We start from the raw sequence: 18,131 nt of genomic DNA, 5'->3' as shown, positions 1-18,131 counted from the left end.
GCCCTCAAAGCGCTGTGAAGAGGGCTGCTTTCGGCACGTTTACTGGTTGTAGAGCGCTTCAGTGTTATCGATCAGGGGATTTTTTTCGGTCAGCACGATCTGGGCGATCTGATCCTTGCGCATGAAACTCACCTTCGAATGCGACTGGGCGTACCGGATGAAGCGCTCCATGGCTTCGACCATCGCCGGAGTACCGCCGATGCGATCGTGCAGACTCACCGACATCATCCGCCGCTTGCTCGCGCCTTCGGCGTAGAGGCGATCGAATTCCAGCACCAGTTGCTGATAGAACTGCTCGGCGGAGAAGTGCCGACCCTCAACCAGCACGATGTCGTTGTTGCGCAGGGTGTATGGCACCACGGCAAATTTACGCCCGCGAACCATGGTCACAAACGGCTCGTCACGGCTGACGTCGTCAATGTGGTAGGTGAAATTCAGATCCTGCAGCACCTTCAGCGTATTGGGGCTGCGGCGCAGCCAGTTGGCGTTGTAGCCGACCGAGCGCTGGCCGGTGATTTTCTCCACCGCTGCGACACCGTCGCCGATGAACTGTTTTTCCTGGGCGTAGTTCATGTTGTACGAATCGGCCCAGCGCATGCCGTGGGCCGCCAGTTCATGACCGCGCTCGGCGATTGCCTTGGCCAGTTCCGGGTGCTTGAGCGCCGCCTCGCCGACCACATGGGAGGTGACTTTGATGCCGGTGCGATCCCACAGATCGAGCATGCGCCACAGGCCTTCCTTGTAGCCGTAATCGAACCAGGTCTGCGCCGGCAGGTCCGGATAGCCTTTTGGCAGCGGTGTGCCGGAGAACGGACTTTCGGCGCCCTCGGGCTGGCCGCCGGTTTCGAACTGCATCGACACCGAAATCACCAGTTGCGAGCCATCCGGCCACGGGCGTTCCTGAGCGAAGGCGAGGGCGGGCAGCATCAGCGCGGCGGCCAGCAGGTTTTTCAGCAGACGCGGGGAGCGTTGCCAGCGGGGAGTGGTCATATCGGGCACCTTGCAGGTTGAGAAGTGCTGCAAGGTTGGCATCCGCTACGCTTGGGAAAAATCCGCTGCGGGCGAGATGTCTTTTAAACAGAATTTACGAATCCACCCAAAATTCCTTTGTGGAAGCGAGCAAGCTCGCTCCCACACTGGATAGGTGTTTGGCCAGGATTTGCGGCACACTTGAGCGACTAACAGACAAGGCCTTTCAATGGATCAATACGCCCCGCGCAACTGGCAGCCGCACGAGAAGCCCAGTCTGCCCGGTTCCCCCTCGACGCCGCTGCATTCCAACCCCAAGCGCCTGGCTTATGCGCTGGTGGGCGTGCTTGTCGCGGTGACCGGTGGTCTGGGCAATGCGCTGGTGGTCGCCAACCTGCCTTACCTGCAAGGCGCGCTCGGGGCGACCACGGCGGAGATGGCCTGGCTGCCGGCGGCGTACGTGATGACCAACGTGTCGATGAACCTGCTGCTGGTGAAGTTTCGTCAGCAGTTCGGCCTGCGGGCGTTCACCGAGGTGTTTCTGGTGCTGTATGCGCTGGTGACCTTCGGCCATCTGTTTGTCAATGACCTGAATTCGGCGATCGCGGTGCGTGCAGCCCACGGCATGGTCGGCGCGGCGCTCAGTTCGCTGGGCCTGTATTACATGGTGCAGGCGTTCCCGGCCAAATGGCGGATGAAGGCGCTGGTGTTGGGCCTCGGCACCTCACAGCTGGCCTTGCCACTGGCGCGATTGTTTTCCGAAGACCTGCTGCAGATCGCCGAATGGCGCGGCCTGTACCTGTTTGAATTGGGCATGGCGTTGCTGTCGCTGGGCTGCGTCTTGTTGCTCAAACTGCCGCCGGGTGACCGCTTCAAGACCTTCGAACCCCTCGACTTCCTGACCTTTGCGATCCTTGCCAGTGGCGTGGCCCTGTTGTGCGCCGTGTTGTCCCTGGGCCGGATCGACTGGTGGCTGGAGGCCGACTGGATCGGCATCGCCTTGGCCGCATCGATTGTCCTGATTCTCGCGGGGCTGGCCATCGAACATAACCGCAGCAATCCGATGCTGATGACCCGCTGGCTCGGCAGCGGGGTAATGATCCGCCTGGCGCTGGCGGTGATCCTGATTCGCATGGTGACCTCGGAGCAATCCACCGGCGCCGTGGGCTTCATGCAAAACCTGAACATGAGCAGCCAGCAGCTTCATAGCCTGTATGTGGTGATGCTGATCGGCAGCGTCGCCGGGCTGCTGACCAGTGCGCTGACCATCGACCCGAAACACCTGCTGATGCCGCTGATCGTTTCGCTGGCGTTGATGGCCACCGGCTCGATCATGGACAGCTCATCGAACAACCTGACCCGCCCCGCAAACCTGTATTTCAGCCAGTTTCTGCTGGCGTTCGGCAGTACCTTCTTCCTCGGCCCGACCATGGTGCTGGGCACGCGCAACGTGCTGACCAATCCGCGCAACCTCGTGAGTTTTTCGGTGTTGTTCGGGATCTGCAACAACCTCGGCGGCCTGATCGGCGCGGCGTTGCTGGGGACGTTCCAGATCGTGCGCGAGAAGTTTCATTCCAGCCACATCGTCGAGCAACTGGTGATGTCCGACCCGCGTGTCGCCGCCCGGGTGCAGAGCGGCGGGTCGGCGGTTGGCTCCGTGATTGCCGACCCGAGCCTGCGCAATCTGCAAGGCATTCGCAGCCTGGCCAACGCCGCCACCCGCGAAGCCAACGTGCTGGCCTATAACGATGTGTTCATGCTGATCGCGGTGATCGCGATCCTGACCATGATCTGGATTTCCATCCGTGCGCTGTGGCTGATCAGCACCACCCGAGCCGTCGCCCCGACATCTTCCGTACCTTCCAGCGGTGCCACCTCTTCATGACCGAACCGACCACCACAACCACCAATGCCATCGCCGCCACCCCTGAAGGCGTGGCGCCGCCGTCATCACCGAATACCGAGCCGCGGTCGTTGCGGGTGCGGATCATCTCGTCGCTGGGCTTTGCCGGGGTCGCCATCGTCGGTGTGCTGATCGTGCTCTATGCCTGGCAGTTGCCGCCGTTCAGCAGCGCGGTGGAGACCACTGAAAACGCCCTGGTGCGCGGGCAGGTGACGATCATCGGCCCGCAGCTCAGTGGCTATGTGTTTGAGGTGCCGGTACAGGACTTTCAGTTTGTGAAGGAGGGCGATTTGCTGGTACGTCTCGATGACCGCATCTATCAGCAACGCCTCGACCAGTCGCTGGCACAACTGGCGGTGCAGAAGGCTTCGCTGGCCAACGTGGTGCAGCAGCGCAACAGCGCCGAAGCCACGATAAAACTGCGGCAGGCGGTGGTGGCCGACAGCGAAGCGCAGTTGCGCAAAAGCGAGGCTGACTTGCGACGCAACAAAGCGCTGGTCAATGACGGCTCCGTGTCCAAACGCGAGATGGACGTAGCGCTGGCCGCCAACGCGCAAAGCATTGCAGCGGTGGCGCAGGCCAAGGCCAATCTGGAAATCGCCCGGCAGGATCTGCAAACGGTGATCGTCAATCGCGGTTCGCTGGAGGCGGCGGTGGCCAGTGCCGAGGCGGCGGTGCAGTTGGCGCGGATCGACTTGTCCAACACCCGGATCATCGCCCCGCGTGACGGACAGCTCGGGCAGATCGGCGTGCGCCTCGGCGCCTACGTCAACTCTGGGGCGCAGTTGATGGCGCTGGTGCCGAACCAGAAATGGGTAATCGCCAACCTCAAGGAGACCCAGATGGACAACGTGCGCGTGGGGCAGCCGGCGAGCTTCACCGTCGATGCCTTGAACCACCGTAAATTCACCGGCCACGTTCAGCACATCTCTCCGGGCACCGGTTCCGAGTTCGCGTTGTTGCAGGCCGACAACGCCACCGGCAACTTCGTGAAGATCGCCCAGCGTGTGCCGGTGCGCATTACCATCGATCCTGATCAGCAGGAGAGCGAGCGTTTACGGCCGGGGATGTCGGTGGTGGTCAGCATTGATACGGCGGCGGGCGACACCCAGAAACACTGACCTCAGGCAGCGATCATTGGCGGCAGGGTGCCGAGCACGGACACCGCCGCCACGGCGCCGATCCCCAGCAGCCATTCGAGCATGACGCTGCGCTTGAGGGTGTCGATCCGCTGTTCGCAATCGTTGATCCGCAGGCGATTGAACAGTGCCAGTGCAAGCATGCCGAACACCAGCAGCGCCTTGATCAGCAGGATCAGGGCGAATCCCGAGAACAGCGGTGTCGGCCACCACTGGCCGGTGAGCACGCGCACGTTGATCAACCCGGTGATCAGCAGGCCGGCGACCAGCCCGTAACCGAGCCCACTGAATCGCCGCAGGATTTCGCGAATGTTTTTGTCAGGTTGGCGCAGGATCATCACCAGCATCGGCAGACCGCCGAGCCAGGCGCCGACGCACGTCAGGTGAATGACCTGATTGAGGATCAGCATCTGCCCGCTGAAGCCGTCGAGCATCGCGCCGTGTCCGACCGGTGCCAGCGTCATCAGCAACAGCGCGCTCAGGCCCAGTCGCAATGGCCGGTTTGAATGCCAAGGCGTAAACAGCAAGGCCAGCAACAAGGCGTTGATCAACAGATGCCAGCGCCAGACCTGACCGAAAAACGTGTGCCCCAGCACTAGCTCGACGGTGGCCGGATCAAACGCGGCCGCCGCCGAACCGGCCATGCTGGCGGTAATCAACAACGCCCAACAGACGCCGCTGGCCAGGGCAATTGCCACCAGCCAGCGGGACAGTTGCGCCAGCCGCCGATCCAGCGCCGGCGCTTCACCCTTGAGCAGCAGCGGCCGGAACAGCCAGGCCCCGAACAGCATCAATACCACGATGAAATGCAGGAACCGGCACAGCACCAGCGCTTCGCTCATGAATTACTGGCCAACCTTGAACTGATAGGCGCCTTCGCTCTTGTGCGTGTCGACCGACACCGCGTGCCATTCGACCTTGTACTCGCCAGCGGTCAGCGGTGCTTCGGGGGTGATGATCAGGGTTTTTTTGTCGCCTTCAGTGGTCAGCGGTTTGACCGCCACCGGCTTGCCGTCGTGGGTCACGGTGACTTTGGTGAAGCTGGCTTCGACGCCTTCGGAAAACACCAGGCGCAGATCCGCCGGTGCGGCGACGGTGCTGTCGGCGGCCGGGGTCTGGCTTTTCAGATGGGCGTGGGCGAAGGCCTGGGAAGTGACGATCAGCGAGGCTAGCAGCGCGCCAGCGGTGAACAGTTTTTTCATCGACATGGAACGATTCCTTTCAGTGAAATGGCGGGCTGAGTATAGGACGTGGATCACAGGGCTTTCAGGCGCATGTGAATGACCGGAAACGGCCGGCCTTCGCCGTCGAGTGCCGAGCGGCCGATGTCTTCGAAGCCGTAGTGCCGGTAGAAACCGTGGGCCTGCGGGTTCTGTTCATTGACGTCGACCTTCAGCAGCGGGCGGCGGACATGGTCGAGCAAGCGGCGGCCGATCCCCTGGCCACGCTGAGCCGGGTCGATGAACAGCATCTGCACGGTGTCGTCATCGGTGGCGATGAAGCCTGCCGGGGAGTGGTCGGGGTTCTCGAAGACCCAGACATCCAGTGCAGGCAGGTAGGCGTCACGGACCAGCGGGAACAGCCGGTGAATGTCGTCTTCCGGGAGGAAATCGTGGGTGGCGCGGACCGAGCGCTCCCACAGTGCGGCGAGCTGCGGATCATCCGCAGCGACGCGCTTTCGAATGGCCATGGACAGATCCTTCAGTGTCTGACGGGGAGAAGGAGGGCGATCCTAAACCAGAAAAAAGCCCAAGTGTGTGAAGAATCGTTCTCGGCTGTCGCCCCGTGCCCAGAGCGGATGCTAGTCTTCAACAACGTTGTCTTCAGGGAGCCCTCATGGGCAATCACAAGATCGAAATCCGCCGCACCAACGTCGACAAAATCCTGCTGGCGGCGGAAAAAGTCTTCGCCGAAAAAGGTTTCGGCGGCACCGCCATGGCGGACATCGCCGCTGAAGTGCAGCTGCCGCGTTCCAACCTGCATTACTACTTCTCGACCAAGAGCGAGCTGTACAGCGCGGTGCTGTTCGACCTGCTGGAAGTGTGGAAGCAGGACGCGCTGTGCTTCGAGATGTTCGACGATCCGCGCGTGGTGCTCAGCAGCTACATCCGCGCCAAGATGAACCACTCGCGCAGCCGGCCTTACGGGTCGAAAGTCTGGGCCAACGAAATCATCCACGGCGCCCCGACCCTCGGCGAGGCGCTGGATGTGAGCCTGTATGACTGGGCGAAGATGAAAGAGGCGAAGATCCGCCAGTGGGTCGAGGACAAGCGGATTCTGCCGGTGGAGCCGTCGAGCCTGCTGTACATGATCTGGGCCTCGACGCAGCACTATGCGGACTTTGATCATCAGGTGAATATTCTGAATGAGCACCAGCCGTTGTCGGACATGCAGTTCGAGCGGGCGGTGCAGACGGTGACGAGTGTGATTTTGCGAGGGATCGGATTAGAACCGTAACTGATCGTTCCCACGCTCTGCGTGGGAATGCCTCAAGGGACGCTCCGCGTTCCAGTGGGACGCAGAGCGTCCCGGGCTGCATTCCCACGCGGACGGTTCGACGCCTCGACGTGGGAACGATCATTCAAGGGCTGACGTGATAGGGATTGCGCGGATCATGATTCCAGTCCAGAAACGGCTTGCCCGTTTCCATCGGCACCATCTCGATGCAGTCCGCCACCGGACAGGTGATCTGGCACAGATTGCACCCCACACACTCATCATCGATCACTTCATATTTATGCGTGCCATCGGCCTGTTTCAGACTGCTGATCGCCTGGTGTGAAGTGTCTTCGCAGGCAATGTGGCAACGCCCGCATCCGATACACGCTTCCTGATCGATCTTCGCGATGACCTGATAGTTGATGTCCAAATACTTCCAGTCCGTGGTGTTGCCCACCGCGCGCCCGGAAAACTCGGCAATGCTGGCGTAACCCTGACTGTCCATCCACCGCGACAGGCCATCCTTCATCTCATCGACAATCCGGAAGCCGTGCAGCATCGCCGCCGTGCACACTTGCACCGCGCCGCTGCCCAGTGCGATGAACTCCGCCGCGTCACGCCAGCTGCCAATGCCGCCAATGCCGCAGATCGGCAGGCCCTGGGTCTGCGGGTCACGGGCGATTTCCGCGACCATGTTCAGCGCGATCGGCTTGACCGCCGAGCCGCAATAACCGCCGTGGGTGCTTTTGCTGCCGACGGTGGGCAGGGCGACCATGTGTTCGAGGTCGACGCTGGTGATCGAGTTGATGGTGTTGATCAGCGACACCGCATCGGCGCCGCCCCGGTGTGCGGCGCGGGCGGCGACGCGGATGTCGGTGATGTTCGGTGTGAGTTTGACGATCACCGGCAGCGAGCAATAGGTCTTGCACCAGCGCGTAACCTGCTCGACGTACTCCGGCACCTGACCGACCGCCGCGCCCATGCCGCGCTCGGGCATGCCGTGGGGGCAGCCGAAATTCAGTTCGATGCCATCGGCGCCGGTGGCTTCCACCAGTGGCAGGATGTGTTTCCACGACTCTTCGACGCACGGCACCATCAGCGACACGATCAGCGCGCGATCCGGCCAGTCCTTTTTCACCTGGGTGATTTCCCGCAGGTTGATTTCCAGCGAGCGGTCGGTGATCAGTTCGATGTTGTTGATGCCCATCACTTCGCGGTTGGCGCCGTAATGCGCCGAATAACGCGACGACACGTTGACCGCCGCCGGGTCTTCACCCAGGGTTTTCCAGACCACGCCGCCCCAGCCGGCCTCGAAGGCGCGCACCACGTTGTAGGCCTTGTCGGTCGGCGGCGCGGAGGCCAGCCAGAACGGGTTGGGGGCTTTGATACCGGCGAAGACTATCGAGAGATCGGCCATTTACGCAGCCTCCACGTTGAGCATCAGTTGAGCGTTGATCGCCTCGGCGGCGCGCTTGCCGTGTTGCACCGCTTGCACGGTCAGGTCCTGATCGAGGCTGGTGCAGTCGCCGCCTGCGTACACGCCGGGGATGCTGGTGCGCAGGTTTTCATCGACCTGGATGCGTTCGCCCTGACGCTTGAGTTCGCGGGCCAGCGGGTCGGCGAGGGCGCTGCCGTCGAAGGCCTGGCCGATGGCTTTGAAGATCGCATCGGCGGCCAGCTCGAAAGTCTCGCCCGTGGTTTGCAGGCGACCGTCCACCAGATGCGTACGGGCGAAACGCATGCCACGAACCTTGCCTTGCGCGTCGAGCAGCACTTCGTCCGGTTGCGCCCATGTCAGCAACCGCACCTGATTGGCCTTGGCGATGTCCTGCTCATGGCCGGTGGCGCCCATGTCTGCCGCGCCACGGCGATAGACCAGATTGACGTCGCGGGCGCCGAGGCGGGCCATTTGCACGGCCATGTCGATGGCGGTATTGCCGGCACCGAGGACGATGCAACGTTCGGCCAGCGGCAGTTGCGACAGGTCATCGGCCTGGCGCAGTTCGCGGATGTAGTCGGTGGCGGCGAGCAGGCCGGGGGCGTCTTCGTGGGGCAGGCCGAGTTGCTTGCTCGCGTTCAGGCCGAGGCCGAGGAACACCGCGTCGAACTGTTGATGCAGTTCGCTGAGGGTCAGATTCTCACCGAGTTTCTGGCCGTGACGGATTTCGATGCCGCCGATCTGCAGGAGGAAATCCAGCTCCTTCTGCGCGTAGTCATCCACCAGTTTGTATTTGGCGATCCCGTATTCGTTGAGCCCGCCAGCCTTCTCCCGTGCTTCGAAAATCACCACCTCGTGACCGTGCATGGCGCTGCGATGCGCGCAGGACAAACCCGCCGGGCCGGCACCGACCACCGCGATGCGTTTGCCGGTTGCGGCGGCGCGCTGGAACGGATGCTCGGTAAAGTTCGCGTTGTCCACGGCGTAGCGCTGCAGCAGGCCGATCAGTACCGGTGCGCATTCGTGGGCGTTGTTGCGCACGCAGGCTTGCTGGCAGAGGATTTCGGTCGGACAGACCCGCGCGCAACTGCCGCCGAGGATGTTCGCCGAGAGGATTTTCTGCGCCGCGCCGGGCACGTTGTCCTGATGGATATTGCGGATGAACGACGGAATGTCGATCTCGCTCGGGCATGCATTCACGCACGGCGCGTCGTAGCAATACAGGCAGCGCGAGGCTTCCAGATGCGCCTGACGGTCGTTGAGCGGTGGCGCCAGATCGGTGAAATGGCCGGCGAGGGCGGCCGCACTTTCTTGCGGGTGCGGGAGATGGTTCAGGGTCTCGATCACGGTTTTTGCCTCACGGTTAATTGAGGTTTTCTGCCTCTGTCGGGCAGTGGTTTTTTGTGGTGTCTGAACTGGCCTCATCGCTGGCAAGCCAGCTCCCACAGGGATCTACGGCGCGCATAAAACCTGTGGGAGCGGGCTTGCCCGCGATGAGGCCGAAGGCCGCTTTCAGCGTTTCACAGCAGTAGGCTTATGTTGCTCAGCCCGCTTGCTCAGCAAATCAAACACCGCCGGATACGCCGGCCGTTCGATATACCGGCCCGCCCCACGCTCGGCGCGCAGGTCACCGTCGGCCCAGACCACCCGGCCCTGGCTGACGGTATGGCTCGGCACACCGGTCACGGTCTTGCCTTCGAAGATGTTGAAGTCCACCTGCTGATGGTGGGTCTTGGCGGAGATGGTGCGGGTGCCTTGCGGGTCCCACAGCACCAGGTCGGCATCGGCGCCGACGCGGATCGCGCCCTTGCGCGGGTAGAGGTTGAAGATCTTTGCAGTGTTGGTGGAGGTGAGGGCGACGAAGTCCTGCATCGACAATCGCCCCGAATTCACCCCTTCATCCCACAACACCGCCATGCGGTCTTCGATGCCGGCAGTGCCGTTGGGGATCTTGCTGAAGTCGTCGCGGCCGGCGGCTTTCTGCTCGGCGCAGAAGCAGCAATGGTCGGTGGCGGTGGTGTGCAGATTGCCGCTCTGCAAACCATGCCACAGCGCATCCTGATGCCCGCGCGGACGGAACGGCGGGCTCATCACATAACCGGCGGCGGTCTGCCAGTCCGGATGCTGATAGACACTGTCGTCCAGCAGCAGATGCCCGGCCAGCACTTCGCCGTAAACCGGTTGGCCCTTGCTGCGGGCATAGGTGATTTCGTCGAGGGCTTCCTTGGTCGAGACGTGCACCAGGTACAGCGGCGTGCCGATGGTTTCAGCGATCCGGATTGCCCGGCTCGCGGCTTCGCCTTCGACCTGCGAGGGCCGCGACAGCGGATGCGCTTCCGGCCCGGTGATGCCCTGGGCCATCAACTTGCGTTGCAGGTGATAGACCAGCTCGCCGTTTTCTGCGTGCACGGTCGGCACCGCGCCGAGTTCCAGGCAGCGCTCGAAGCTCGCCACCAGCGTGTCGTCGGCGGCCATGATCGCGTTCTTGTAAGCCATGAAATGCTTGAAGCTGTTGATCCCGTGATGGCTGACCAGCTCGGCCATTTCCTCACGCACCTGCTCACTCCACCAGGTAATCGCGACGTGGAAGCCGTAGTCGGACGCGGATTTTTCCGCCCAGCCACGCCACTGGTGAAACGCTTCGAGCAGTGACTGCTGCGGATTGGGAATCACGAAATCGATGATCGAAGTGGTGCCTCCGGCCAGGCCTGCGGCGGTGCCGCTGTAGAAGTCTTCGCTGGCCACGGTGCCCATGAACGGGAGTTGCATGTGGGTGTGCGGATCGATGCCGCCGGGCATCAGGTATTGTCCGCTGCCGTCGAGCACTTCGGCGCCGGCGGGAATATCCAGGTTTTCACCAATGGCTTTGATCACGCCGTCAGCGCAATAGACATCGGCGCGGTAACTTTCATCATGGGTAACAATGGTGGCGCCACGGATCAACAGAGACATTCCGAGTTCCTCGCAGGCATGACCGACTTGTGTCGGTTCTAGTGTTTTATTGTCTGCAGCGCCAAATGCGTAATCTTGTCAGCGCTGTCAGGAATAGACGCTAGTCGCAGTTAAGCAATTGATCAAGATTATTTTTTATAAGCTTATGACTGTTTTAAGTCGTTGAAAAATAACGATAAAAATACAAAATCACCAAAATGGTGAGGCGCTTCACCATTTTGACGCACTTGACAGGATGGAAATATGAGCAAGATTTCCTATGTGAAATCAGCCGCTTGAAGTTGAGCGGAGAGTGAGGCGTCCTGAAGAAAAATAATGCAGTGCACCAGATTGAGTCCTGACAGTTCGGACAACTTGCCTGGCATTTGGCCTGAGTGTTCAGTCAAGTTTTCGCGGCCTGAACAGGTGAATAATTAAAACTGATAAACATCAGTCAGTTACAACAAGATCAAAGCACGGCCCTGGCGCCAGGCGGTTCCCCCGGCACGTTTATTGATGCCGCCGCTGACACCATGGCCGGTGCATGAAAGTTGTCAGTTCCTCCGGCCATCGTCCGGCTCGCACCTGCGTGTGCAGCCGCCTGATGAGCAAAAAAATAATCAGAAGAACAGTGGAGCGGCCATGCAACAGAACAGATCGCAAGTGACCGAGCGCGACGGCTTGTTCGAACTCGAAGCCGGCAGCGACGTCCTCGACAGTCCCCGTTACAACCACGACATGGCACCGACCAAGGTGCGCGAACGAACCTGGAATAAGTGGCACATCACCGCGCTGTGGGTCGGCATGTCGATCTGCGTGCCGACCTACACCCTCGGCGGCGTGCTCACCGCGTATTTCGGCCTGAGCGTCGGCGAAGCCTTGCTGGCGATTCTGTTTGCCAACGTCATCGTCCTGATTCCTCTCACGCTCAATGCGTTTCCCGGCACCAAGTACGGGATTCCGTTTCCGGTGCTGCTGCGATCGTCGTTCGGGATTCTCGGCTCCAACGTGCCGTGCCTGATCCGGGCGCTGGTGGCGTGCGGCTGGTTCGGCATTCAGACCATGTTCGGCGGGCTGGCGATTCACCTGTTTCTCGGGTCGGTGTTCGACGGCTGGAAATCCCTCGGCGGGACGGGGGAGGTGATCGGTTTCATGGTCTTCTGGGCGCTCAACCTGTGGGTGGTGATCCGCGGCGCCGAGTCGATCAAATGGCTGGAAACCCTGTCGGCACCGCTGCTGGTGGCGGTCGGCATCGGGCTGTTGGTGTGGGCCATGCCGAATGTGTCGATGACTGAATTGCTGGCGATTCCGCCGAAGCGTCCCGAAGGTGCGAGCGTGGTCAGTTACTTCGCCGCCGGGCTGACGGCGATGGTCGGTTTCTGGGCCACCCTGTCGCTGAACATTCCCGACTTCAGCCGCTATGCCCGCAGCCAGAAGGATCAGATCCTCGGGCAGATTTTCGGTCTGCCGCTGACCATGTTCCTGTTTGCCGCACTGGGCGTGGTGATGACCGCCGCTTCGGTGAAACTGGTGGGCGTCAGCGTCTCCGATCCGGTGACGTTGATCGGCCATATCCAGAGCCCGGTGTGGGTCGCGGTGGCCATGGCGCTGATCATCATCGCCACGCTGTCGACCAACACCGCCGCCAACATTGTTTCGCCAACCAACGACTTCCAGAACATCGCGCCCAAGGTGATCAACCGTACCAAAGCGGTAATCCTCACCGGGTTCGTCGGGCTGGCACTGATGGGCCATGAGCTGCTGAAGAAGCTCGGCCTGATCGTCTCCGATGTCAGTCTGGAAACCGTGTATTCGAACTGGCTGCTGGGCTATTCCAGCCTGCTCGGGCCGATTGCCGGGATCATGGTGGTGGACTATTTCCTGATCAAGAAACAGCAACTGGACCTGGCCGGCCTGTACCGCGACGACGTGTACCCGGCGTGGAACTGGTCCGGGTTCATCGCCTTCGGCGTGCCGGTGGTGCTGACCCTGCTGTCGCTGGGCAGCAGCGCATTCAGCTGGTTCTACAGCTACGGCTGGTTCACCGGCTCGGCGCTGGGCGGGTTGATCTATTACGGGTTGTGCGCGATGCGTGCGCAGCCGGTGGCCGTCAAATCGCCGTTGTAATTCCCATAAGAACTGCCTGAGGAGATCCCCATGAACGCAGCCGTAGACGTTCTGCAATCGACCCATCAGCACATCAACCGCGACCGTTTGTGGGCGTCGCTCATGGAACTGGCCAAACTCGGCGCGACGGTCAAGGGCGGAGTCTGTCGCCTGGCCCTGACCGACCTCGACCGCCAGGCCCGTGACCTGTTCGTGCAGTGGTGCAAGGACGCCGGTTGCAGCGTCACGGTCGATGAAGTCGGCAACATCTTCGCCCGTCGCCCCGGGCGTAACCCGAACCTGCCACCGGTGATGACCGGCAGCCACATCGACACTCAGCCCACCGGCGGCAAGTTCGACGGTTGCTTCGGCGTGCTGGCCGGGGTCGAAGTGCTGCGCACTCTCAACGACCTCGGCGTGGAAACCGAGGCACCGCTGGAAGTGGTGGTCTGGACCAACGAAGAAGGCTCGCGCTTCGCCCCATGCATGATGGGCTCCGGCGTGTTCGCCGAAAAATTCACCCTCGAAGAAACCCTGGCCAAGGTCGATGCCGACGGCGTGACGGTCGGCGAAGCGCTGAACGCCATCGGCTACGCCGGGCCGCGCAAGGTCAGCGGGCACAAGGTCGGCGCCTATTTCGAAGCGCACATCGAACAAGGACCGATCCTTGAGGACGAACAGAAAACCATCGGCGTAGTGCTCGGCGCTCTGGGGCAGAAGTGGTTCGACCTGAAACTGCGCGGTGTCGAAGCCCACGCCGGCCCGACCCCGATGCACCTGCGCAAGGACGCACTGGTCGGCGCTGCGGTGATCGTCGGCGCGGTCAATCGCGCGGCGCTCGGCCATCAACCCCACGCTTGCGGCACGGTCGGTTGCCTGCAAGCCTATCCGGGTTCGCGCAACGTCATCCCCGGCGAAGTGCGCATGACTCTCGACTTCCGGCATCTGGAGCCGGCGCGTCTCGACTCGATGATCGCCGAGGTCAGGCAAGTTATCGAAGCCACCTGCGAGGAGCACGGCTTGACCTATGAACTGACCCCGACTGCCGACTTCCCGCCGCTGTACTTTGAAAAAGGCTGTGTCGAAGCCGTGCGCGGCGCCGCCAAAGGTCTGGGCCTGTCGCATATGGATATCGTCAGCGGCGCTGGCCATGACGCAATCTTCCTCGCCGAACTGGGCCCGGCCGGGATGATCTTCGTGCCGTGCGAAGGCGGCATCAGCCATAACGAAATCGAAAACGCCGCGCCGGACGATCTGGCGGCCGGGTGTGCGGTGTTGCTGCGGGCGATGCTGGCAGCTTCTGCGGCGGTGGCCGGGGGACAACGCGCTGCCTGACGTTCATTAATCGTTCATGAAAATGTGCGACGTTGCCGCCCCTGAAAAGGAAGTCAGGGACGCGTAATGTCGCCCATCAAAGTCATCACCTCAGGCTCGGCGTATCTGGACATCGACGCCTACGCCTGCTGCATCGCCTACGCCGAACTGCTCAACCTGCAGGGCATTTCGGCCCGCGCCGTCAGCAGCGCAAAACCCAATGCCAGCGTTTCGACAACCGTGCTCGGCTGGGGCGCTGTTTTGCACGACTACCGCCCGACATCCAGCGATGAGTTTGTGCTGGTCGACGTATCCGATTACCACTATTTCGACCCAATGGTCGCGCTCGATCGGGTGGTGGAAGTCATCGACCATCATCCGGGCTTCGAACAGCATTGGGCACAGACACTCGGATCTGCCGCCGACATCCGCCCGATCGGCGCGGCGGCGACGCAGGTTTTCCAGCGCTGGAAAGCCGCAGGATGGCTGTCGAGGATCAGCGAACAAAGCGCCGCGCTGCTGGCCACGGCGATTCTGGACAACACGCTGAATTTCACCGGGCAGATGACCACGACAGCGGACATCGACGCCTATGCCGAGCTCGCACCCCACGGGAAACTCACAGCGGACTGGCCCGGGCAATACTTCCTCGAATGTCAGACCGCTATCGAATCTGACATCTGCGCAGCACTGGCAGCAGACTTGAAAAGGATGAAACCCGACAGCCTCCTGCCGCAGGTCTTCGCTCAAATGACGGTCTGGGACGCCGATGCCTTGCTCGAAAGGCATCGCTCGACGATCAACGACTGGATGGCCGGGCAGGGCGATGACTGGCTGCTGAACCTCATCAGCATCCGCGACCAAAAAAGCTGTCTGCTGGCCAAACCCTTGGTCTCCCAGCAGAAGCTGAGCCATTTGTTATCACTTGAATGGCACGCTGGAATGGCCGTTATAGAGCCATCAATGCTGCGCAAGGAACTGCTGAAGCTTTCTTTACAGACCCCACGTCACAAACCCGAAAGCTGAATCGTCATCCCGTTGAATCCCTCAAACACGGAGCAACGCGATGTCGTCCAATACCCAAGCCGTCAACCTGCAACAGGCCATGCCGCAAGTGTTCGAAAGCCTGACCCAGGTGCATGTCAGCCTCAACGACCACGACTTGCCGCCGTCGCTGCGGCACCTGATTCACCTGCGTGCCTCGCAGATCAACCAGTGCGGTTTCTGCGTAAAAATGCACACCCGCGAGGCGCGCGAAGCCGATGAAAGCAACGAGCGTCTGGATCGCTTGATCGTCTGGCGCCACGTCAACGATTTCACTGCCGCCGAACAAGCGGCGCTGGCCTGGACCGAAGCCCTGACGGTGCTCGATCCGCACGCCGACTACGCACCGTTGCGCGGCGCCCTGCGCGAACATTTCAACGACGCGCAGATCGCTGCCTTGACGGCGGAAATCGGCATGATCAACCTGTGGAACCGTTTGCAGGTGTCGAGGCACTGATCGATGAACTTCGCTGAAAAAACCGTCGCTGTGTTCGAACAGCGACGACCCTTTCTGCTGGGGCTGGCGTATCGCATTCTCGGTTCCCGCGCGGAAGCCGAGGATGCGGTGCAAGAGCTGTTCATCAAATGGCTGGAGGCCGATCAGGCCTCCATCACCACACCGGCCGCGTGGCTGACCACCGCTTGCACCCGCCACTGCATCGACCTGTTGCGCTCGGCGCACAAGTCCCGTGTCGATTACATGGGCACTTGGTTGCCGGAGCCGATTCACACCACCCACCACGAATCGCCTGAACACATGCATGAACTCGCCGCGTCGCTGTCCACCGCGTTCCTGCTGATGCTCGAACGGCTGACGCCCAAGGAGCGGGCGGCGTACCTGCTGCATGAAATTTTCGATTTCGATTACTCGCAGGTCGCTGAAACCCTCGGCATTCAGGAAGCCGCGTGCCGCAAACTGGTGTCCCGGGCCAAGGCAAGCATCGGTGGCGAGCAGATCCGTTTTCAGCCGGAGCCGGCGCGCCAGTCGCAGTTGCTGGATGCCTTTCATTCGGCCATCGCCAGCGGCTCGACCAACGCCCTCAGTGCGCTGCTGAGCGAAGACGTCGAACTCTGCGCCGACAGCGGCGGCAAGGCGTCGGCGATCCGCGAAACCTTGTTCGGCCAGAAGCATGTGCTGGACTTCATTGGCCAATCGCTGCACGCCTACTGGCAGGCGCAGGAGTGGCTGCCGGTCGAGATCAATGGCGCGCAGGGCGTAGTGATCAAGGCCGACGGCCTCATCACTGCTTCGATGACGTTCGGGTTCAATCAGGCGGGGCAGGTGAACCGGATTTTCATCATGCGTAACCCGCAGAAACTGGCCGGGTTGCCGACTACCTTGAACCTGCAATGAAACGCCGAGACGTGCCGGGTGCGTTCGCCCCGGCACGCGTCCGGTCCTAGAACTTGAAGACGCCGGGGTAGTCTTCCTGCGGCTCGCCCTTGCGGTCATAGATGCGTGCCTGGCCGATCTTGCCTTTCCTGCTCGCGTCTACCGAAACGGTGACAAAGCTCTCTTCACCGATAAAGCCTTCGCCTTCGTAGCGATACTCTATGCGGTCGCGCATGCGGCGGGTGCCATCGCTCCACTGCATGAACTCGAGTGTCCGGCCGCCGTAGAAGTTGCTGCGATTTTCATGGGGATAGGGCCAGTAGAAGGGCGAGGCGACCAGTGAGGTCAGCCCGAACGTCGGGTCCTGGTAGCAACGCATGCCGGCGAAGCAGCTGTTGTGCACGTCGCCGGACAACACGACGACATTGCTGATCTTCTCGACCCGGATGAACTCCAGAATGATGCTGCGCTCCTCCGGAAAGCCCACCCACTTGTCGTCTCCGGATTTCGGATCGGGGAAGAACGGCACGCTCGAGACCACAAAGATCATCGGCGCCCCCCGATGCTCACTCAGCCACGTCAGGAACGCATTGAGCTGTTCGCGCCCCAGCACCGAGCGCGGTTCGATCGACGACGGCTCACGGATACGCTGGGTTCGGGTGTCCATCACGAAAAACGGAAAGGCACCTTTCTGGAAGGTGTACCAGTACTGGCCCTTGGGCGTCGCCGGGTTGTGCAAATGCTGGTAGGACTCATAACCACGCATCGCACTGACGTAAAAGCCTTTGCCGACATCGTCGAGTTTCTCTCGCGACCAGTCGTCGCGGATCTCGTGATCGTCAAGGATCATGTAGGTCGGGATCCGGTTCATCATCTGCCGGATCCAGGGCAGGCCGAAGGCCTGACGATAGATGTCGAACATTTCTTCAAGCGTGCTGTACTGGCGCAGCGCATTCAGCGGATCGAGATACACCTGGTCGCCGATCATCAGCGTCAGGTCGAAAGGTTTCTGCGAATGTTTTTCGACAATCGAGCGGAATGTCTTGTCGCCTTTTTCCGCATCACTCTGAAAGACGTTGTCCCAGTACAGATAACGGCACGAGCCGAATACAAAGTTCAGCGTGCCGTCAGCGGGTGCCCGGTCGGTGGTGAACGTCCCTTCGACGGATTCTTCCGCACGGTTGAGCGGGCGGACGGGTTTGTCGTCCCTGACCAGTCGGGTGACCTCCAGTTCATCGCTGACGTAGGTCGTGTTGCAGACCACGCGATAGGCCGTGGCGGGTTTCAGTTCACTGAGTTCTACCGCACCGGTGAAGTCATAGTAGTCACGCAGGAAACAGCGGCACGACGTGACCCAGGTCTTGCCCTTGAATACATCGATCAGGCCGACACAAAACCGCTTCGCCTCCTTGTCATCATTAGCTTCCCCGCGTATCCAGATTTTTGCCGACGTGTCCGTGGTGTGCCCGATGATCGGGCCCAATGTGATCGTCATGTCCCTGCTCCAGTGAGTGA

At 61.4% G+C, this 18,131-nt stretch carries 16 protein-coding genes; 8 read left to right on the top strand and 8 right to left on the bottom strand.

The features are described 5' to 3' along the window. Positions 1-39 precede the first annotated feature (39 nt). On the bottom strand, positions 40-990 hold the full coding sequence (locus QRN46_RS26995) for a polysaccharide deacetylase family protein (protein WP_221614431.1): 951 nt from the start codon (positions 988-990) through the stop codon (positions 40-42). A gap of 208 nt (positions 991-1,198) precedes the next feature. Between QRN46_RS26995 and QRN46_RS26990 the strand changes: the two genes are divergently transcribed. Then, entirely contained in the window at positions 1,199-2,854 is a 1,656-nt protein-coding gene (locus QRN46_RS26990) for an MFS transporter (protein ID WP_285358364.1), read from the top strand. After that, on the top strand, positions 2,851-3,993 hold the full coding sequence (locus QRN46_RS26985; protein WP_011334816.1) for an HlyD family secretion protein: 1,143 nt from the start codon (positions 2,851-2,853) through the stop codon (positions 3,991-3,993). Before QRN46_RS26990 ends, QRN46_RS26985 begins: the two co-directional genes overlap by 4 nt. Before the next feature lie 2 nt (positions 3,994-3,995). Here the strand turns inward: QRN46_RS26985 and copD are convergent, their stop codons facing one another. From copD to QRN46_RS26970, 3 genes are read right to left on the bottom strand one after another with little or no spacing between them, the layout of a single operon-like run. Beyond that, the gene (copD, locus tag QRN46_RS26980; protein WP_201820257.1) at positions 3,996-4,853 is read right to left on the bottom strand and encodes a copper homeostasis membrane protein CopD; all 858 of its coding nucleotides are present in this window, start codon (positions 4,851-4,853) and stop codon (positions 3,996-3,998) included. A gap of 3 nt (positions 4,854-4,856) precedes the next feature. Continuing rightward, positions 4,857-5,219 carry a copper homeostasis periplasmic binding protein CopC gene (gene copC, locus QRN46_RS26975; protein ID WP_011334814.1) on the bottom strand — a complete coding sequence of 121 codons (363 nt, stop codon included), beginning with the start codon at positions 5,217-5,219 and terminating at the stop codon, positions 4,857-4,859. Positions 5,220-5,266: 47 nt separating this feature from the next. After that, positions 5,267-5,701: a GNAT family N-acetyltransferase gene (locus QRN46_RS26970; protein ID WP_011334813.1), complete on the bottom strand. Its 435-nt coding sequence runs from the start codon at positions 5,699-5,701 to the stop codon at positions 5,267-5,269. 146 nt (positions 5,702-5,847) lie between these two features. Between QRN46_RS26970 and QRN46_RS26965 the strand changes: the two genes are divergently transcribed. Then, positions 5,848-6,468, top strand: coding sequence for a TetR/AcrR family transcriptional regulator (locus QRN46_RS26965; RefSeq protein ID WP_007952885.1), 621 nt, complete (start codon positions 5,848-5,850; stop codon positions 6,466-6,468). Between the two features lie 124 nt (positions 6,469-6,592). Here QRN46_RS26965 and preA read toward each other — a convergent pair whose 3' ends face one another. From preA to hydA, 3 genes are all read right to left on the bottom strand, one after another. After that, positions 6,593-7,867 carry an NAD-dependent dihydropyrimidine dehydrogenase subunit PreA gene (preA, locus tag QRN46_RS26960; RefSeq protein ID WP_221614434.1) on the bottom strand — a complete coding sequence of 425 codons (1,275 nt, stop codon included), beginning with the start codon at positions 7,865-7,867 and terminating at the stop codon, positions 6,593-6,595. Next, positions 7,868-9,235 (bottom strand): NAD(P)-dependent oxidoreductase, encoded by a 1,368-nt coding sequence (locus QRN46_RS26955; protein WP_041475331.1) that lies wholly within the window; start codon positions 9,233-9,235, stop codon positions 7,868-7,870. 165 nt (positions 9,236-9,400) lie between these two features. Then, positions 9,401-10,840, bottom strand: coding sequence for a dihydropyrimidinase (gene hydA / locus QRN46_RS26950; RefSeq protein ID WP_011334810.1), 1,440 nt, complete (start codon positions 10,838-10,840; stop codon positions 9,401-9,403). 621 nt (positions 10,841-11,461) lie between these two features. Between hydA and QRN46_RS26945 the strand changes: the two genes are divergently transcribed. From QRN46_RS26945 to sigJ, 5 genes are all read left to right on the top strand, one after another. Beyond that, on the top strand, positions 11,462-12,946 hold the full coding sequence (locus tag QRN46_RS26945) for an NCS1 family nucleobase:cation symporter-1 (RefSeq protein ID WP_011334809.1): 1,485 nt from the start codon (positions 11,462-11,464) through the stop codon (positions 12,944-12,946). A 30-nt stretch (positions 12,947-12,976) separates the two neighbouring features. Beyond that, positions 12,977-14,260, top strand: coding sequence for a Zn-dependent hydrolase (locus QRN46_RS26940; protein WP_011334808.1), 1,284 nt, complete (start codon positions 12,977-12,979; stop codon positions 14,258-14,260). A 75-nt stretch (positions 14,261-14,335) separates the two neighbouring features. Continuing rightward, positions 14,336-15,265, top strand: a complete 930-nt coding sequence (locus tag QRN46_RS26935; protein ID WP_181457881.1) for a DHH family phosphoesterase — start codon at positions 14,336-14,338, stop codon at positions 15,263-15,265. 40 nt (positions 15,266-15,305) lie between these two features. Then, on the top strand, positions 15,306-15,740 hold the full coding sequence (locus tag QRN46_RS26930) for a carboxymuconolactone decarboxylase family protein (protein ID WP_011334806.1): 435 nt from the start codon (positions 15,306-15,308) through the stop codon (positions 15,738-15,740). Positions 15,741-15,743: 3 nt separating this feature from the next. Then, positions 15,744-16,637, top strand: a complete 894-nt coding sequence (gene sigJ / locus QRN46_RS26925) for an RNA polymerase sigma factor SigJ (RefSeq protein ID WP_285358355.1) — start codon at positions 15,744-15,746, stop codon at positions 16,635-16,637. 46 nt (positions 16,638-16,683) lie between these two features. Here the strand turns inward: sigJ and QRN46_RS26920 are convergent, their stop codons facing one another. Then, complete coding sequence (locus QRN46_RS26920; RefSeq protein WP_011334804.1) at positions 16,684-18,111, bottom strand: alkaline phosphatase D family protein; 1,428 nt, start codon at positions 18,109-18,111, stop codon at positions 16,684-16,686. Positions 18,112-18,131: the final 20 nt, after the last annotated feature.

Origin of the sequence: Pseudomonas sp. lyk4-R2A-10 (assembly GCF_030209075.1) — a bacterium.
Lineage (GTDB): Bacteria > Pseudomonadota > Gammaproteobacteria > Pseudomonadales > Pseudomonadaceae > Aquipseudomonas > Aquipseudomonas glycinae.
The sequence above is the reverse complement of the archived record's forward strand: the minus strand, read 5'-3'. Positions and strand labels throughout refer to the sequence as shown.

What these genes read in the sequence shown, in the direction of transcription:
- QRN46_RS26965 (WP_007952885.1), top strand. Translation starts at nt 5,848, where the DNA reads ATGGGCAATCACAAGATCGAAATCCGCCGCACCAACGTCGACAAAATC.
- copD (WP_201820257.1), bottom strand. Translation starts at nt 4,853, where the DNA reads ATGAGCGAAGCGCTGGTGCTGTGCCGGTTCCTGCATTTCATCGTGGTA.
- sigJ (WP_285358355.1), top strand. Translation starts at nt 15,744, where the DNA reads ATGAACTTCGCTGAAAAAACCGTCGCTGTGTTCGAACAGCGACGACCC.
- QRN46_RS26970 (WP_011334813.1), bottom strand. Translation starts at nt 5,701, where the DNA reads ATGGCCATTCGAAAGCGCGTCGCTGCGGATGATCCGCAGCTCGCCGCA.
- QRN46_RS26940 (WP_011334808.1), top strand. Translation starts at nt 12,977, where the DNA reads ATGAACGCAGCCGTAGACGTTCTGCAATCGACCCATCAGCACATCAAC.
- QRN46_RS26945 (WP_011334809.1), top strand. Translation starts at nt 11,462, where the DNA reads ATGCAACAGAACAGATCGCAAGTGACCGAGCGCGACGGCTTGTTCGAA.
- QRN46_RS26930 (WP_011334806.1), top strand. Translation starts at nt 15,306, where the DNA reads ATGTCGTCCAATACCCAAGCCGTCAACCTGCAACAGGCCATGCCGCAA.
- preA (WP_221614434.1), bottom strand. Translation starts at nt 7,867, where the DNA reads ATGGCCGATCTCTCGATAGTCTTCGCCGGTATCAAAGCCCCCAACCCG.
- QRN46_RS26920 (WP_011334804.1), bottom strand. Translation starts at nt 18,111, where the DNA reads ATGACGATCACATTGGGCCCGATCATCGGGCACACCACGGACACGTCG.
- QRN46_RS26990 (WP_285358364.1), top strand. Translation starts at nt 1,199, where the DNA reads ATGGATCAATACGCCCCGCGCAACTGGCAGCCGCACGAGAAGCCCAGT.
- hydA (WP_011334810.1), bottom strand. Translation starts at nt 10,840, where the DNA reads ATGTCTCTGTTGATCCGTGGCGCCACCATTGTTACCCATGATGAAAGT.
- QRN46_RS26985 (WP_011334816.1), top strand. Translation starts at nt 2,851, where the DNA reads ATGACCGAACCGACCACCACAACCACCAATGCCATCGCCGCCACCCCT.
- QRN46_RS26995 (WP_221614431.1), bottom strand. Translation starts at nt 990, where the DNA reads ATGACCACTCCCCGCTGGCAACGCTCCCCGCGTCTGCTGAAAAACCTG.
- copC (WP_011334814.1), bottom strand. Translation starts at nt 5,219, where the DNA reads ATGTCGATGAAAAAACTGTTCACCGCTGGCGCGCTGCTAGCCTCGCTG.